13 protein-coding genes and 3 pseudogenes are annotated in these 14,423 nt (G+C 66.4%); 6 read left to right on the plus strand and 10 right to left on the minus strand.

The window, feature by feature from the left end; genetic code table 11:
* Positions 1–213 precede the first annotated feature (213 nt).
* The 3 genes and pseudogenes from GJ630_RS10745 to glp form a co-directional block, all read right to left on the minus strand.
* Positions 214–1,437 carry an iron-containing alcohol dehydrogenase family protein gene (locus tag GJ630_RS10745; protein ID WP_014040675.1) on the minus strand — a complete coding sequence of 408 codons (1,224 nt, stop codon included), beginning with the start codon at positions 1,435–1,437 and terminating at the stop codon, positions 214–216.
* 167 nt (positions 1,438–1,604) lie between these two features.
* Positions 1,605–3,484: pseudogene (locus tag GJ630_RS10750) on the minus strand (molybdopterin biosynthesis protein).
* Positions 3,481–4,704 (minus strand): gephyrin-like molybdotransferase Glp, encoded by a 1,224-nt coding sequence (gene glp, locus GJ630_RS10755; protein ID WP_191449876.1) that lies wholly within the window; start codon positions 4,702–4,704, stop codon positions 3,481–3,483. The pseudogene GJ630_RS10750 and the gene glp overlap by 4 nt, the downstream one beginning before the upstream one ends.
* Before the next feature lie 68 nt (positions 4,705–4,772).
* On the opposite strand from glp, the gene GJ630_RS10760 reads away from it, so the two are divergent.
* Complete coding sequence (locus GJ630_RS10760; protein WP_165353755.1) at positions 4,773–4,931, plus strand: hypothetical protein; 159 nt, start codon at positions 4,773–4,775, stop codon at positions 4,929–4,931.
* A 21-nt stretch (positions 4,932–4,952) separates the two neighbouring features.
* Here GJ630_RS10760 and GJ630_RS10765 read toward each other — a convergent pair.
* Positions 4,953–5,572 (minus strand): annotated as a pseudogene (locus tag GJ630_RS10765) (hypothetical protein).
* Positions 5,573–5,670: 98 nt separating this feature from the next.
* On the opposite strand from GJ630_RS10765, the gene GJ630_RS10770 reads away from it, so the two are divergent.
* Positions 5,671–6,081, plus strand: coding sequence for a transcriptional regulator (locus tag GJ630_RS10770; RefSeq protein ID WP_014040671.1), 411 nt, complete (start codon positions 5,671–5,673; stop codon positions 6,079–6,081).
* A gap of 64 nt (positions 6,082–6,145) precedes the next feature.
* A complete protein-coding gene (locus GJ630_RS10775; protein WP_197427645.1) occupies positions 6,146–7,363 on the plus strand; it encodes a tripartite tricarboxylate transporter permease in 1,218 nt (405 codons plus the stop codon).
* Here the strand turns inward: GJ630_RS10775 and corA are convergent.
* The 5 genes and pseudogenes from corA to GJ630_RS10795 all read right to left on the minus strand — a co-directional run bounded on the left by corA (position 7,358) and on the right by GJ630_RS10795 (position 11,307).
* Positions 7,358–8,334 (minus strand): annotated as a pseudogene (corA, locus tag GJ630_RS10780) (magnesium/cobalt transporter CorA). The gene GJ630_RS10775 and the pseudogene corA overlap by 6 nt on opposite strands.
* The gene (locus tag GJ630_RS19575) at positions 8,331–8,501 is read right to left on the minus strand and encodes a hypothetical protein (protein ID WP_014040668.1); all 171 of its coding nucleotides are present in this window, start codon (positions 8,499–8,501) and stop codon (positions 8,331–8,333) included. The pseudogene corA and the gene GJ630_RS19575 overlap by 4 nt, the downstream one beginning before the upstream one ends.
* A 43-nt stretch (positions 8,502–8,544) precedes the next feature.
* Complete coding sequence (locus GJ630_RS10785; RefSeq protein WP_064287455.1) at positions 8,545–9,186, minus strand: DUF6517 family protein; 642 nt, start codon at positions 9,184–9,186, stop codon at positions 8,545–8,547.
* A gap of 109 nt (positions 9,187–9,295) precedes the next feature.
* Positions 9,296–10,774, minus strand: a complete 1,479-nt coding sequence (gene cysS / locus GJ630_RS10790) for a cysteine--tRNA ligase (RefSeq protein ID WP_191449878.1) — start codon at positions 10,772–10,774, stop codon at positions 9,296–9,298.
* A 47-nt stretch (positions 10,775–10,821) separates the two neighbouring features.
* Complete coding sequence (locus tag GJ630_RS10795; RefSeq protein ID WP_191449879.1) at positions 10,822–11,307, minus strand: hypothetical protein; 486 nt, start codon at positions 11,305–11,307, stop codon at positions 10,822–10,824.
* 218 nt (positions 11,308–11,525) lie between these two features.
* On the opposite strand from GJ630_RS10795, the gene GJ630_RS19580 reads away from it, so the two are divergent.
* The 3 genes from GJ630_RS19580 to GJ630_RS10805 all read left to right on the plus strand — a co-directional run bounded on the left by GJ630_RS19580 (position 11,526) and on the right by GJ630_RS10805 (position 13,856).
* Complete coding sequence (locus GJ630_RS19580) at positions 11,526–11,684, plus strand: hypothetical protein (RefSeq protein WP_023843316.1); 159 nt, start codon at positions 11,526–11,528, stop codon at positions 11,682–11,684.
* Between the two features lie 114 nt (positions 11,685–11,798).
* Positions 11,799–12,680: a CbiX/SirB N-terminal domain-containing protein gene (locus GJ630_RS10800; RefSeq protein WP_191449880.1), complete on the plus strand. Its 882-nt coding sequence runs from the start codon at positions 11,799–11,801 to the stop codon at positions 12,678–12,680.
* A 99-nt stretch (positions 12,681–12,779) separates the two neighbouring features.
* Positions 12,780–13,856: a DR2241 family protein gene (locus tag GJ630_RS10805; protein WP_008313318.1), complete on the plus strand. Its 1,077-nt coding sequence runs from the start codon at positions 12,780–12,782 to the stop codon at positions 13,854–13,856.
* A gap of 6 nt (positions 13,857–13,862) precedes the next feature.
* Here GJ630_RS10805 and GJ630_RS10810 read toward each other — a convergent pair whose 3' ends face one another.
* Positions 13,863–14,408, minus strand: a complete 546-nt coding sequence (locus GJ630_RS10810; protein ID WP_371727412.1) for a hypothetical protein — start codon at positions 14,406–14,408, stop codon at positions 13,863–13,865.
* Positions 14,409–14,423: the final 15 nt, after the last annotated feature.

Consider the following 14,423-nt stretch of genomic DNA (forward strand, 5'->3'; position numbering starts at 1 on the left):
CGGCGGTCGGTGGCCGTCAAGGCCTGGCCCGACATGTAGTACCTTTTTACTTCGTCGGGTGTCCTCACGCGCTCTTCGAGCGCGCTGCGGGCACCACCTCCTCGCAAAAATCTACCGCTAAAAACCGATCGTCTCGCTCCCGCTGGTCGCGAGACGTGAAACCGCGCGCCGATAGCGCGCGGTATGCTGTTTTGCCCGTCTCCGAGCAAGGCACTACCAGGCCGACTCTAACACGCTGACGATGTCTTTTCGTGTGGGTTCCAGTTCTGACGGGACGTTCGCCATGAAGGCGTCTTCGAGGACGGCGTCAGCAACTTCGGGGAACGCCTCGCGGTCGGGGCCGTCAACATCCCGGAGTCGTGTCGGCAGTCCCAGCGTCGTCACCACGTCATTGACCCGGTCGACGACCGCAGCAGCGGGGTCAGAGGCCTCACCGACACCGAGAGCATCGGCGAGTAGTGACCGCCGGCCGTCGACCTGCTCGAACAGGTACGAGAGGGCGTGTGGAGCGATAACCGCGTGGGCCGCGCCCTGCTGGACCTCGTAGGTCCGGGTTAGTCCGTGGCCGAAGGCGTGGATCAGCGAGAGCGTCGTCCCATCGGCCCGCGAGATGCCGTACTGGACGAGCATGATGCCCCGGGTGAGCGACTGATACACCCACGGGTCGTCGTCACCGTTACCGAGTGCGAGCAGTCCGTCTGTGAGAAGACCGAGACCGCGCGACGCTGTGGCGTCAGTTATCGGGGTTGAATTAGCCGCGTACAGCGTCTCGATACCTTTGTCGAAGCCGTTCATCGCCGACGCCGCGAGGACCGACCGGGGCGTCGTCGCGATCAGTTCGGGGTCGTAACAGACGGCTGCGGGCATCAGTTTCGGATCGCCGACACCGCCGCTGGTCGGTTCGTCCACAGGGCAAGTATCGGGCACGGCTGTGACTCCCGCCACGATAGAGAGGTCAGCGCCGGCCAGTGTCGTCGGGACAGCCACAATCGGCGGCAGCTCCGTTTCGGGGACGGCTATCGTTCCGGAATCGACGAACGCCTGACCGACAGCGGCCGGATCACGGTCGGTTGCCGCGAGGATACTGATGATTTTCGCCACGTCGAGGCTGCTCCCGCCGCCGACGGCCACGAGACAGTCGGCATCGACCTCGCGGAAGCGTTCGAGCCCGTCGTAAGCGGTACCGAGCCGCTTGGCTGGCGTCGTTTTCGCGAAGACGCCAGCCAGCTGGTCACCGAGCCCCTCTCGAACGGGGTCCATCACAGCCGGCGTCTCACCGACGGTAGCGCCACAGACGACCAGCGCGCGGTCGTCGCCCTGTGCGTCTAGCTCCGTGTCAAGCGACCGAACGGCATCGGGGCCGTACCGCAGCGTCGCAGGGTCGTACTCGAACCGGAACGGGGCGTTGAGGTCGGCGGCAAGCGGTGTGTCGGGCATTGCTGTGACTCACTCGGCCCCGCTCGTCTTTAGCCCTTCAGGTCGTCAGCGCCGTCGGTCGCCACAGGTCGAGCGTTCGGGTCGTCTGCAAGCGTGGTCACGTCGTCTGTCCGTGGTAAAACCGTAGCGTATTCTCGGCAGGATTCCCGTGCTCAGACCGGCTCCGCCTACTGTGGCTCCATGCCGGCCATCCCGTCAGTCAGTGCGCCGAGGTCGGAAAGCACCTCGGCGAGCGAACCGAGACTGTCTTTCTCCCGTCGGTCCGGGTTCACGAGCACCCGAACCGATTCCGTTCCCAGCGAGACGAATCCGAGGTCGAGTTTCGCCGCCGTAGCACGGAGGCCGAGGCCCGCGTCCGCGTCGCTTGCAAGCACCTTCCGAGCGGGGCTTTCGTGTGCCTTCGTCGTGAGTTCGTAGCCGTCGATAGCATCGATGAGTTCGGCGCGGCCGACACCCCGTTCCTCGCCAAGTGCGTCGACCGCGTCGTCGAAGCTCCGCCGCAGTCCAGAAGCGCTGTCGCGGTTGACGAAGCGGTAGTCGCCGTCGACGAGGTCGCCCAGGTCGGACACATCGGTATCAGGACTGACGACCAGTCCCCACTCACGCTGCCATCCCCCGATGTCGGTCGCTTCGTGGTCGCTGCTGGTCGGACCCGCGACGACGGCAATATCGGGCACGCCGTTGTCGAGGCGGCGGAGCCCCTCGGTGGAGCCGAGCGGGAGATACCGCGGGCGGGAAACGGTGTCAAGCAAGCGCGAGAGGAGGGGGTCGTCCTCGCCCATGCCGAGAAGCGTCGGCGGTCTGACCGCCGGGGAGAACAGCGTCACGTCGACTGCCTCCCCCTCAGCAAGGTAGTCTGTCCCCGGCGGCACGTCCACGAAGCCGTCGGCGTCGACGAGGCTCGTCGTCGCACCGCTGCCCTTGTCGACGGGATAGACCAGCATGGACCCTGTCTCGTCCTCGACCAGCCCGGCCGGCATGAGGCGTCTGCGTCCCTCGCCGTAGCGTTCCTGGACCGCCATCGTGCCCGAGACTGTCGCCGTCTGTGGCGGGTCCCGCCCGGCAGCGTCCCGGACCGCCGGCGCGACGAACGTCTGGAAGATGGTCAGCGCCGACACCGGGTACCCGGGCAAGCCGACGTACGCCGAGTCGCCGATAGTGCCGACGAGCATCGGCTTGCCGGGCTTGACGGCGACGCCGTGGAGCCTGAGTTCGCCGCGTTCCTCGATCACGCGGTAGATGACGTCCACGGCACTCGCGCTGGTCGACCCCGACGAGAGAACGAGGTCGCACTCGTCGGCCGCCTCGTGGAGCAACCGCTCCATCTCCGCGTAGTCGTCGCCGGCGTGGGGGTACATCACCGGATCGCCGCCGGCCTCCGAGACAGCGCCGGCGAGCGTGTAGCTGTTCACGTCGTATATCTGGCCGGCGGCGCTGTCGAGGGGATCCCCGGGCCGGACGAGCTCGTCACCGGTCGAGAGGATGCCGACCTTGGGACGACCACGCACCGGGACCTCGTCGAGGCCTAGCGCCGACAGGAGTCCGATTTCCCGCGGCGTGATGCGCGTTCCAGGTCCGAGGGCGCGTGCCCCGGCCGCGATGTCCGCGCCGGCAAGCATCACGTTGTCACCGGGCGCGACGGATGTGCGTATCTCGACGCCGTCGGCTGTCTCGGTCGTTCGCTCGACCATCACGACGGCATCCGCGCCGGGCGGCATCACCGCGCCAGTGGAGATCTCGGCGACCGACCCCGACTCGACCGTCACGTCGGGCTCCTCGCCCGCGTGAACTTCGCCGGCGACTGAAAGCGTCACCGGGTCGGCCTCGTCAGCGCCGAAGGTGTCCCTGGCGTGTACGGCGTAGCGTCCATGCTCGCGCGGTCGAACCCCGGCACGTCGATGTCGGCGTCGACCCGCTCGGCGAGGACGCGGTCGCGAGCGTCAGCGAGCGGGACCGTCTCCGGGGCAGGGTCGATGTCGAGGCCCGCGACGACCTCGTGAGCCTCCTCGGGCGACGCCAGGTCGCGGAACTCTCGGCGGTCGCTCATTGGGACCACTCCCAGTCTTCGACAGTCACGGTGTCGCCGGCGTCGTACCCCTCGACGGACTCCGGCACGACGACCCAGCCGTCGGCGAGCGCAACGCTTGAGAGGACGCCCGAGCCGCTGGCCCGCGTCGGCGTCGCGGTCGTTTGCTCGTCCACGCCCTCGTCGTGCAGTTCCACCCGGGCGTAGGTTCGGGTCCCCGGTTCACTGGCTATCTTTCGTGTCAGCTCGGCCTCGGTGGTCGGCGGCGCTGTCGACGGGAGGTGGCCGGCCTGTCGGAGCGCCGGCCGGAGGAACTGGACGGCGTTGACGATACAGGCGACCGGATAGCCCGGGAGCATCAGAATCGGCGTCTCCTCGACCACGCCCAGCGCGACTGGATGGCCCGGCTTCAGCGCGACGCCGTGGACCAGCACCTCGCCGATTCCATCGACGACCTCCGGGAGCAGGTCCCGCTCGCCGACGGAGGACCCGCCGGTCGTCACCACGATGTCGTGGTCGAGGTCGTCGCTGATGGCCGCCCGGAGCGCGTCCACGTCGTCGGTGACGATATCGCGGTAAGTCGCTGTGCCGCCCCAGCGTTCGACGTACTGGGTGACGGTCTGGCCGTTCGTCTCGATGACCTCGCCCGGCGCGGGGTCGTCCTGCACCAGTTCCTCCCCGGTCGGAATCACGCTGACGGTTGGCTGCTCGTACACCTCGATGGTGTCGGTACCGACGGATTTCAGCAGGCCGAGGTCCGACGGACGGAGCCTGTGGCCTGCCTCGTAGAGGGTCTGCCCTTCCGCCACGTCCTCGCCGACCGGCGCGACGTTCTCGCCGCCCGCGACCGCATCGAACACCGTGACGCTGTCGCCGGTCACCTCGGTCTCCTCGACCATCACGACGGCGTCGGCACCCTCGGGGAGTTCGCTCCCCGTGTGGACGCGAGCCGCTGTTCCCGTTGTCACCGCCTCATCGACCCGGAGCGATGCGGGCGACCGCTGGCTCGCGCCGAACGTGTCCTCGGCCCTGACGGCGAAGCCGTCCATCGCCGCGCGGCGGTAGTGTGGCACCGCGCGCTCGGCAGTGATTTCCCTCGCGACGACGCGCTCGTCGGCGTCGCGCAGCGGGACGCGCTCCGTCCGCTCGTGTGGGGACACTGCGTCAAGCAGCGTCTCCCTGGCCGCCGTCACCGGCGTTCGGTCCTTGAACCCGGCCGACTTTCGGGACTCGTTGCTCATGTGGGTACGAATGGCCGGCACACCAAAAAGCTCGCCAGGTTCAGGAGGGTAGTGACAGTAGCGTAGGTGTGAGTGAGTCGACCCTCCGCTGTCGTCTCTGCGGGAGCGAACTCTCGACGGGGCTAGTCGCGACCGACAGCCGGCACTGCTGTCTCAACGCCACACCTATCGCCGGGACCTGCCCCGAACACGGGCCGGTCGGGCCGCACCACGCCGTGGAGAGGTGAGTATCACCGTCCCCAGCTCGGTCAGTCGAGGCGGTTGAGGTCACCCCGACGCTCCCGATGCATGACACCACCGGCGAACCGACGCAACGTGTCGACGAGTTCTGATTCGGTTTCGTACGTTTCGATTCGCAAGTCCCAGCGCACCGACGCCGACCGAATCATCGCACTCGTCACGTCGTCCTCATGGATGAACACCATCCGATCACCGTGCGTGTCCGCGAGCCGTTCGAGGATACTGCCGGCCTCCTCACCAACGCCGAAGTTGTGTCCGAGAAACGGCAACACGAACGCGGTGGCATTGCTGCATCGCGCAAACTCGATACTCTGTGTCGCCGCGTCCACGTCGTCAGTGTCAATGTCGACATCAAGCGCCAGAAAAGCGTTGAAGCCCGGGTCGGCCCGGAGCGCCCCCTGTACCCGCCGCAACAGTGCTTTCGCCTCATCGATTTCAGCTTTGTTCTGAAACAGTCGCCGGAGTGGGCCAGGCAGGTCGCCGATATCGATATCGGCTCGCTCGGACTCGCTAAGAACGTAGTGAGATTGAACGACTTGTAGGGCCCCATCAGATAGAACAGGAACCGGTCGTACCGAACATCCCCGACCTGGTCCATAATCCGCTCCCGTGTTATTTCCGTCGCCATAGTGACACCAATCTGCCACTATATTATAAAAGTAGGTATTTTCAGTATTCATTGGCTTGAGAACAGCTAAATATGAGCCGTCCGTACACACAATTGAGATGTCGACGGACCATTCGCGAGCGGTGGACGGGGAGCCGCCGGAGGACCCGGCCGACCTGCTGCCCGACGACAGCGTTCTCAGTCTTGAGGAGTACCTTGATATGCACGCTGCGGTCGGCAACCGGATTCGGTACGAAATCCTCTACCGCCTCGTCCACGGTGGGGAGATGAGTCCGACGGAACTGGATGACATGTTAACTGTCGATGACAGTACGCTCCACTATCACCTCAACACGCTCGTCGACGCCGGCCTCGTCGAGAAGCGCCAGCGGACGGACCGCGGCCAAGATGGACTCTACACATACTACAGTGCGACTGTCTTCGGCGAGGTGACGCTCACCGACGGCGTCGACGAGCTCATCCGTGGCGAACAGGCCTTCGACGACATGTACGACAGTTCGGCGGAGTGAGTGGGCACGCGGCCGGCACGGAGGTTCAAGTACGGGAACGGGGCCACGCCCCGGTATGCAGTCCATGGCTCCCGCCGCCGACCCGGCAGCGACGCTCGCATTACTCGCTGCGGTCGGAACGGGAGTCGGGCTGGGAACGCTCAGCGGCCTCATCCCGGGGCTGCACGCCAACACGTTCGCGCTCTTGCTCGCCGCCGCGGCGAGCAGCCTGCCCGGCCCGCGGCTGTACGTCGGCGTCGCGATGCTTTCGGCCGGCGTGACACACACCTTCCTCGACGTAATTCCGGCGCTGGCGCTTGGCGTGCCGGACCCGGCGATGGCAGCCAGCGCACTGCCGAGCCACCAGTTGGTCATCGAGGGCCGCGGCCGGGAGGCGCTTCGCCTGTCAGCGCTGGGGAGTGGACTAGCTGTGGTGTTTGCTGTCCCGCTGGCGGTTCCGCTAACGCTGCTGATGGAGCGCGTGTATCCGCTGCTCCGGCCGTGGTTGTCGGTGCTTCTCGCGGGGGTCGCCGTCCTGCTCGTGGTCACGGAGCACGGCCGCCACCAGCAGGTCGGCGCGGCGTGTTCCCTGGCCGCCAGCGGTCTGCTCGGAATCGGCCTGCTCGATGCGCCGGTAACCGGAGCGTTGCCTGTGTCGGACGTGCTGGTCCCGCTGTTTTCGGGACTGTTCGGCGCGCCGGTGCTCCTGGCCGCTATCGAGGGGGACGGCGTCCCGCCACAGGCCGACGCGACGGTGACGACGCCGCGACGAACGGTCGGCGTTCTCGCCGGTATCGGGACGCTCTGTGGTGGCGCTGTCGGCTACATTCCGGGCGTCTCCAGCGCTATCGCAGCGACGCTGGCGCTGGGCCTGGTCTCCGACCAGGGGCCGCGAGCGTTCATCGTCACGACGAGCGGCGTCAACACGGCGACGGCTGTCTTTGCGCTGTTCGCGCTCATCTCGTTGGGAACGCCCCGAACCGGCGTTCTCGTCGCGCTCGATCGGGCCGAAGTCCCGTTGGTGCTCCCGGCACTGCTCGCCGCGGTCGCCATCGCTGCCGTCGCCGGCGCGATACTCGTCCCGACGCTGGGCGACCGCTACCTCCGGATTGTCGGTCGACTGGACCCGACATACCTCTCGCTGTCCGTGATTGCGGTCCTGATCTGTCTCTCCGCGCTCTTCGCGGGGCTGGTCGGCGTGGGTGCGTTCGGGGCCGCGACCGCAGTCGGCCACTTGCCCCCGAAGTTCGGGGCTCGGCGGGCGACCCTGATGGGGGTGTTGCTCGTCCCGCTGGCGTTATAGGTAGCCCCGCTGGCGGAAATGGGCGAGCAAGACGGCGACGACGATCACCATCCCGATCATCACCGCGGGGTAGCCGAACGCCCAGCCCAGTTCCGGCATGTTGTACGGGCTATCGGCGAAGTTCATCCCGTAGATGCCGACCACGAAGGTCAGCGGAATGAAGATGGTCGCGACGACGGTGAGCATCTTCATTACCTCGTTGGTCGACTGGGACACCGTGTTCAGGTAGATATCCCGCGCCCCCGCCACCAAGTCGCGGTACGTCTCGGTCAGGTCCACTATCTGGACCAGGTGGTCGTACACGTCCCGGAAATACTTCTCCGTCTGTGGCTGGATTTGTTTGGGGTCGCCGCGGGCGAGCACGCCGATCGCCTCCCGCGCCGGCCAGACCTGTTTGCGGAAGGACAGCAGGTCGCGCCGAACGTCGTTGATCCGTTCCAGCGTCTCGATATCGGTGGAGATGGTCACTTCCTCCTCGATCTGTTCGATATCGGTCTCGATCTCGTCCAGCAGGTCGAAGTACGCGTCGACGATGACGTCGATGACCCGGTAGGCCGTGAAATCCGGGCCGCGGTGGAGGAGTCGCTCGTCCCCGCGGCGACGGCGTCCATCACGCGCTGGATGGACGGGACGGCTCCCGTCGACAGCGTGACGACCCAGTCGGGGCCGATGAACAGGCCAAGCGGCGTCGTTGTCACCTCCTTGTCGAACGTCGTATCGCCGGGCGTGAGCGACGCGGACTTGACGAGCGCGAACGTGTAGGCGTTGAACTCCTGGACGTTCGCCCGGACGTCGGTCTTGATGTCCTCGATAGCCAGCGAGTGGAGATCGAAGGCGGAACTGACGGCGTCGATTTCTTCGGGTGTCGCGTCGGTGACGTGAACCCACGTCGTCCCGACGGCCGTTCGGGCTGCCGCCAGGTCCTCGTACTCCATCGCCTGTCCGTCGGCGTACACCACTGCGGAGATCACGGTGTGTCCTCCGTCGGCGTGGCGTGGCCGACGGCCGCCACCGTCAGGCCGACCATGACCGCCGTCACTGACGCAGACCGGCCAGGGTAGGCGACGCTCGTCCCGACGACGTAGCCGGCGATGCCGACGAGCGTGAGCACCGCACCGGCGACAAACAGCCGATTCATGCCTCCGTCATCACTGGCCCGAAAGAAAACAGTGTCCCCGAAGTCAGTTGCCCGAGTGCGAGAGGCCGCCGAGCAGCGTATCGACGCGTGGCCCTTCGCGGTCGTCGATCCGTTCCGGGTAGACGGCGACGGCGACGACCACGTCGCCCTCGTGCTCGAAGCTCGTGAGGTGGATCAGGACGTCGACTTCCTGACCCTCGATGCTCGTCGTTCCGGAGAACACGGCCACCTCACGGGACTCGCCCAGTGCCTCCACCGAGCGGTTGCGTTCGAACTGGACATCGTTTATCTGGTCGTTCCGGCTGGCGACTTCCTCGACGAGGCGTTCGTTGGACCAGCTGGCGGCCGGGTTCAGCGACTTCCCCGCGACGCTGGCGCTGGGCGTCGAGAAGACAATGAACCGGCCGGCGTTGACCTCACCGAGCGGTCCGAGGTCGATGCCACGGTCGTACTGTCGGACGTGGTTCGTGACGCGGATGGTTCGCTCCTGCCCGGCGACGGTGACCGTCCGCTCGATGGTCTGTTCGTCAGCCATCGACTGCTCGTAGCCGGTCTCTTCGAGCGCACTGTCGCCGACTGACGCCGGTGCGGAGTCGAACTCGACCGTCTCCCCGGTTATCAGGCCGACACAGCCCGACGAGACGACGAGTAACCCGACGAGAAGCGTGAGGATGCCCTTTCGCATTGTTGTTCCTACACTGTGTCCAGTATATAAAGTACTTGGCCGCCCAAGCTGTTAACTAAGGTACAAAACACCGTCGATAAACGTCCTAGAACCGGTCTGTCGTCCCCTTTCAGAGCCGGTAGGTCGGCCCGTCGTCGGTGTCCTGCACCTCGACGCCGAGCGCTTCCAGTTCGTCCCGGAGTTCGTCGGCGCGTTCGTAGTTACCGGCCTCTCGCTCCTGCTCGCGGATGTCCAGAACCAGATCGACCACGTCGCCGGCAAGCGACACGTCGCCGCTGTCGTCGTCGCCGAACGCCAGCCCGAGGATGCCGCCGCCGAGTTCCTCGAACGTTTCGACAGCGCGGCGGAGCCCCTGGTAGTCCCGTTGCTCGTGGGCATCCAGGTGGGAGTTCACTGCGGCCGTCAGGTCGAGCAGCGCGGTCATCGCCTCCCGCGTGTTGAAGTCGTCGTTCATCGCGGCCTCGAACGCCGAGCGGGCGTCTGCGACAGCGTCACGAAGCGTCTCGTCGGTTACCTTCGCGTAGGCGTCCACGCCGTCGCAGGCCTCGGCCGCTCGCTCGTAGCCGCGAGAGAGGCGGTCCCAGCGCTCTTCAGCCTCCGAGATGGTCTCGTCGCTGTAGGTCGCCCGCGAGGTGTAGGCCGTCGACAGCAGGAAGGTCCGAAGCACGTCGGAGCCGAACTCCTCGACGGCATCGGCGACGGTGAAGTAGTTGCCAAGCGAGGAGGACATCTTCTCCTCCTCGGTTTCAAGCAGGCGGACGTGGAGCCAGTACTTCGCGAACTGCTTTCCGGTCGCGGCCTCGCTCTGGGCCACCTCGTTCTCGTGGTGGGGGAAGACGAGATCCTGCCCGCCGACGTGGATGTCGATAGACTCGTCGAGGTGGGTCATGGACATCGCCGAGCACTCGATGTGCCAGCCGGGTCGCCCCTCGCCCCATGGGGAGTCCCAGGTTTGTGCTGTCTGGCAGGCCTCTTCGGCGGGTGCGGCCTCGGGGTGCTGATGTTCGGCGATGTCCTCCGGGTCGACGCCGCCGGCCTTCCAGAGCGCGAAGTCGGCCGGGTGGCGTTTCTCCCCTTCGGTGTCTTCGCCCTGGGACTCGATGTCGTCGACGGACTGGTTCGAGAGCTTGCCGTAGTCCTCGAAGCTGGTCACGTCGAAGTAGACAGAGCCGTTGGCTTCGTAGGCGTGGCCCTGCTCGATGAGTCGCTCAACGAGGTCGATAATCTCCGGGACGTGTTCGGAGACGCGGGGGTACACCTCCGCGCGGCCGAGGTTGAGCGAGCGCATGTCGTCGATGACCTGCCCGACGTAGTGGCGGGCCACGCTCTCCTCGCTGTCGCCGTCCTCGCCGACGCGGGCGATGATCTTCTCGTTGACGTCGGTGAAGTTCTCGACGTGGTGGACGTCATAGCCCAGGTGGTCGAGCCAGCGGGCCATCACGTCGACGTGGACCCAGCCGCGCGCGTGCCCGAGGTGGGGTGGGTCGGAGGTCGTCAGCCCACAGTAGTACAACAGCACGGAGTCGGGGTCGCGCGGCTCGAAGGGCTCTTTCTCACCGGTCAACGTGTTCGTCACGCGAAGCGTCATTACCGGGGAACACTGGGGCCGCCCGCTTTAAGCCGTCGGAAGGCGGCTCACCCCTGTACAGTCGCTTCGACCACCCGGACCGCGTCCGGTCCCGCGCGGCGACTCACTACCACGACGAGCACGTCGTCGGTGACGCCGGCGGCCTCGACCGAGACATCGGTCGCTCGCAGGCGTCCCAGCACCTCGGCCAGCGCCGCCGCCGAGAGGTCACCGGTGGCGACGATGCCAGTCAGCGACCCGGCGCCCTCGGCGAAGGCGGCGTCGCCGACTGTGAGGACGGCGGTCGACTCAGCACCGGGGGACTCGACCCGGCCAAGCCCGCTCTGCATCGAGACCCTGGCGTCGCTGTCGTGTGGCGGGTCGGTGGGCAGTTCCTCGGCGAACCGACGGAGCGCAGTCGCGACGGCTTCCTCCTCGCCGTCGATGTCGAGCGTGCGAGCGGCGGCCGTGTAGTTGACGATGCCCGCCCGGAGTGCGTCGTAGAGAAACGGCCGCTCGCGGACGGCATCCCTGGTCGCGGCTGCGAGTGACATTGGCGTCGGCCACGGGCGGCGTGGGCAAAAGTCGTTCTATCAGGCGCGAGCGAACGCGGTTCCACGGGGCCGCTCGCTACCGAGGGGCCTCGCCGTCCTGTGATGAACGGTAAACGGGCGCGCTGGACCCGCAGAACTTCGGGACCACTCCCAGCGACTGAGAACAGTCATAGGGGATTGTGCCACAGGAAGCCGTCTCTCTACATGAGGGAAGGACAATGGCTATTGCACAACGCGAACGGCAAGTGTTCGGACAGCCCCTGGAACCGGCGGAACGAGTCATCGGTGGCATCGTCGTCGCTGCTGGCGCGCTGGGACACGCCGCACTGCTGGCAGCCGCTGGGGTGTTGTTCTACGTCCTCCTGTTCGGGCTGTGACCGAGTGGAATCGGTCGGCAAGTACACACTTTCGGCGCTCAACGTTGAACAGCCTGCCGGCTATCCGGGCAGGCCAACGAAGGCCCTAAGGACGGCTCGCACCAACCGGTGGATATGGACGAAGCGCTCGTTATCGCGGCCCACGGCTCTCACCTGAACGCCGAGTCGAGTACGCCCACCTACGACCACGCGGACACGATTCGGGCGACCGGCGCGTTTAGCGAGGTCCGTGAATCCTTTTGGAAGGAGGAACCGTCGTTCCGGGAGGCGCTGCGGACCGTCGGCGCCGACGAGGTGTATCTGGTTCCGCTGTTCATCTCGGAGGGCTACTTCACCGAGCAAGTCATCCCCCGAGAGTTCCGCCTGGAGGACTGGGACCCCGAGCTGTGGGACTCCGACGGGACGAGCGCGACCAACGCGACGCTGGCCGCCGAGGACACGGACCAGACGGTCCACTACTGCGGCCCGGTCGGGACACACGACTCGATGAGCGACGTCATCGTCCAGCGGGCCGAGTCCGTCACCGGTGACCCCGACGTCGGCGACGGGTTCGGACTCGCAGTCGTCGGCCACGGCACGGAGCGCAACGAGAACTCCGCGAAGGCCATCCAGTACCACGCTGACCGCATCCGCGAGCGGGACCGCTTTGATGAGGTGCAGTCGCTGTTCATGGACGAGGACCCCGAGGTCGATGATGTCGCGGACTACTTCGAGAGCGACGACATTGTCGTCGTGCCGCTGTTCATCGCCGACGGCTTCCACACCCAGGAGGATATCCCCGAGGACATGGGCCTGACCGACGACTACCGGACGGGCTACGACGTGCCGACCACTGTCGAGGGCCACGATATCTGGTACGCCGGCGCGGTCGGGACGGAGCCGCTGATGGCTGACGTGGTGCTCGAACGGGCCGCTGACGCGGGGGCCGACGTGAGCAGCGCAATCGAACAGGTGCGCGAGGAGACCGGCGGCGCGAAGCCCGCGACCGGCGACTGACCGCTCAGCGCCTGCCGCTTTGTACCGGAACACAGACCGACTGACACTGCTGGCTGGCCGAACCAGCCGACTTTTGCCGACTGAGTTCCGTTTTCCCGTATGGACGGCGAGTACGTGGACGCGCTGGTGGCAACTGCCCCCGATGGCATCGCCTTCGACGACCTCCATGTGGCCCACGAGAGCGACGGGTACACGTTCCAGACGCCGGACGTGGACCACAGTGGTATCGACGAGGAGACGCTCCGGACGGTGGCGGCGGAGTCACCGTACGTCCGAAACTGGTATTTCTGGCACGCCACAGCGCCCCAGAAGGCGGACCGCTGGGCGTTCCTCCGCTGGCTCGAAGGGGCAGAGCAACGGGACGTGGCCGAGCGCTACGACGCGCTCGCCGACGGGGTGTCCGCGACCTGGGGCGAACTCCATCTGACCGTCACGCTCTCCGACGGGGAACGGGCCTACAGTGTTCGCCACCGCGCCGACGCCGACGTCGGGACGAGCGCACTCGACACGCATGACGACCCGCTCGATGCACGCGAGATAGCGAAACACGACGACGACGGCGGCTACCGTCCGCTCAAGACCGCGCCGTCGCTCCAGACGGGCTGGGCGTTCCCGGCCCTCTCGGCGGGCGAGTTCGTCACGACTGTCGACGCGTTCTACCCGGCGACCATTGCGAACTGGCACCGCGAGCGGGAGGGCGAACTCGACGTGAACCACTGGCGGGACACCGTCGACCGCCAGACGGGAATCTACGGCGTCGTCAAGACCTGGGATCGCGGCGACGGCTACGAACACGTCAACTGGGTAGCCGAGGCCTGCTGTGACGACTCCCAGTGTCTCAAGCGCCGGGAGTGGCAGTACGACGAGGAGACGGACCTCGGCGTCGACGGCGGGTCGGGTGAGTTCCCCTGCCGCGAACCCTGTTCGCTCGTCATCGCCGGCGCACGCCAGTGGACGAAACTCGAAGGCGAGACGAGCCAGACCTACGAGTTCGAACTCACGCCCAGCGAAAAAGAGCAGGTCGAGGCCATCATCGATGCCGTCGCCGACGGCGAGGCCGAGGACATCCGCGAGGCGGACATCTACGAGGGAGCCAACCGGTACCGGGCGCGGTTCCTGCGCGCGAAGCTGTTCGACGATGAGGGGAACCTCGGCGGCGTCGAGACGGAACAGTAAGCCCTGTCAGGACGAGCGAACGGCGACGGACAGGAGTCCCAACAGGATTGTGACTGCGAGGACTGCGACAGCGGTCAACAGCAGGCTCTCGGTGAGTACCAGCGTGATGAGACCCGCAATCAGGACCGTGAAACCGCCAGCCGCCAGTATCGGTCCCGCGGACAGGTCTTCGAGCCCGGGTTCCGATTCCGTCGCCGATTTCGGCTGTGGCTTCGACAGCTCGTCGTCGACGATGACCGGTTCGTTCTTGGTCCCGCCTTCCGGGATGTAGATGTCGATGTACCGGGTCTCGGCGCCGTACCCCGTCACGACCTTTAGCTTGCCGCGGACCGGGCCGTCACCGTCGACAGTTATCCTGACCAGTCGGTCGGTTTCGGCCCGTACGTGGTGGTTCGTGGCGTCGAGCGATGCGACGGAGGAAAGCGAGTCGTCGAGGTGGAGATGGACGTGCAGGGCCTCGCCGTGATTGACTAATCGTACGTCGAAACTCCCTGTCGCGTCGAACTCGTTTGGAACCTCCAGACTGTGGATGTCCGTCCGGTTGAGGTGCACGGGCAGGGAGTCAGG

Origin of the sequence: Haloarcula sp. CBA1122, assembly GCF_009741785.1 — an archaeon.
In the GTDB taxonomy this organism is placed as follows: Archaea; Halobacteriota; Halobacteria; order Halobacteriales; family Haloarculaceae; genus Haloarcula; species Haloarcula hispanica.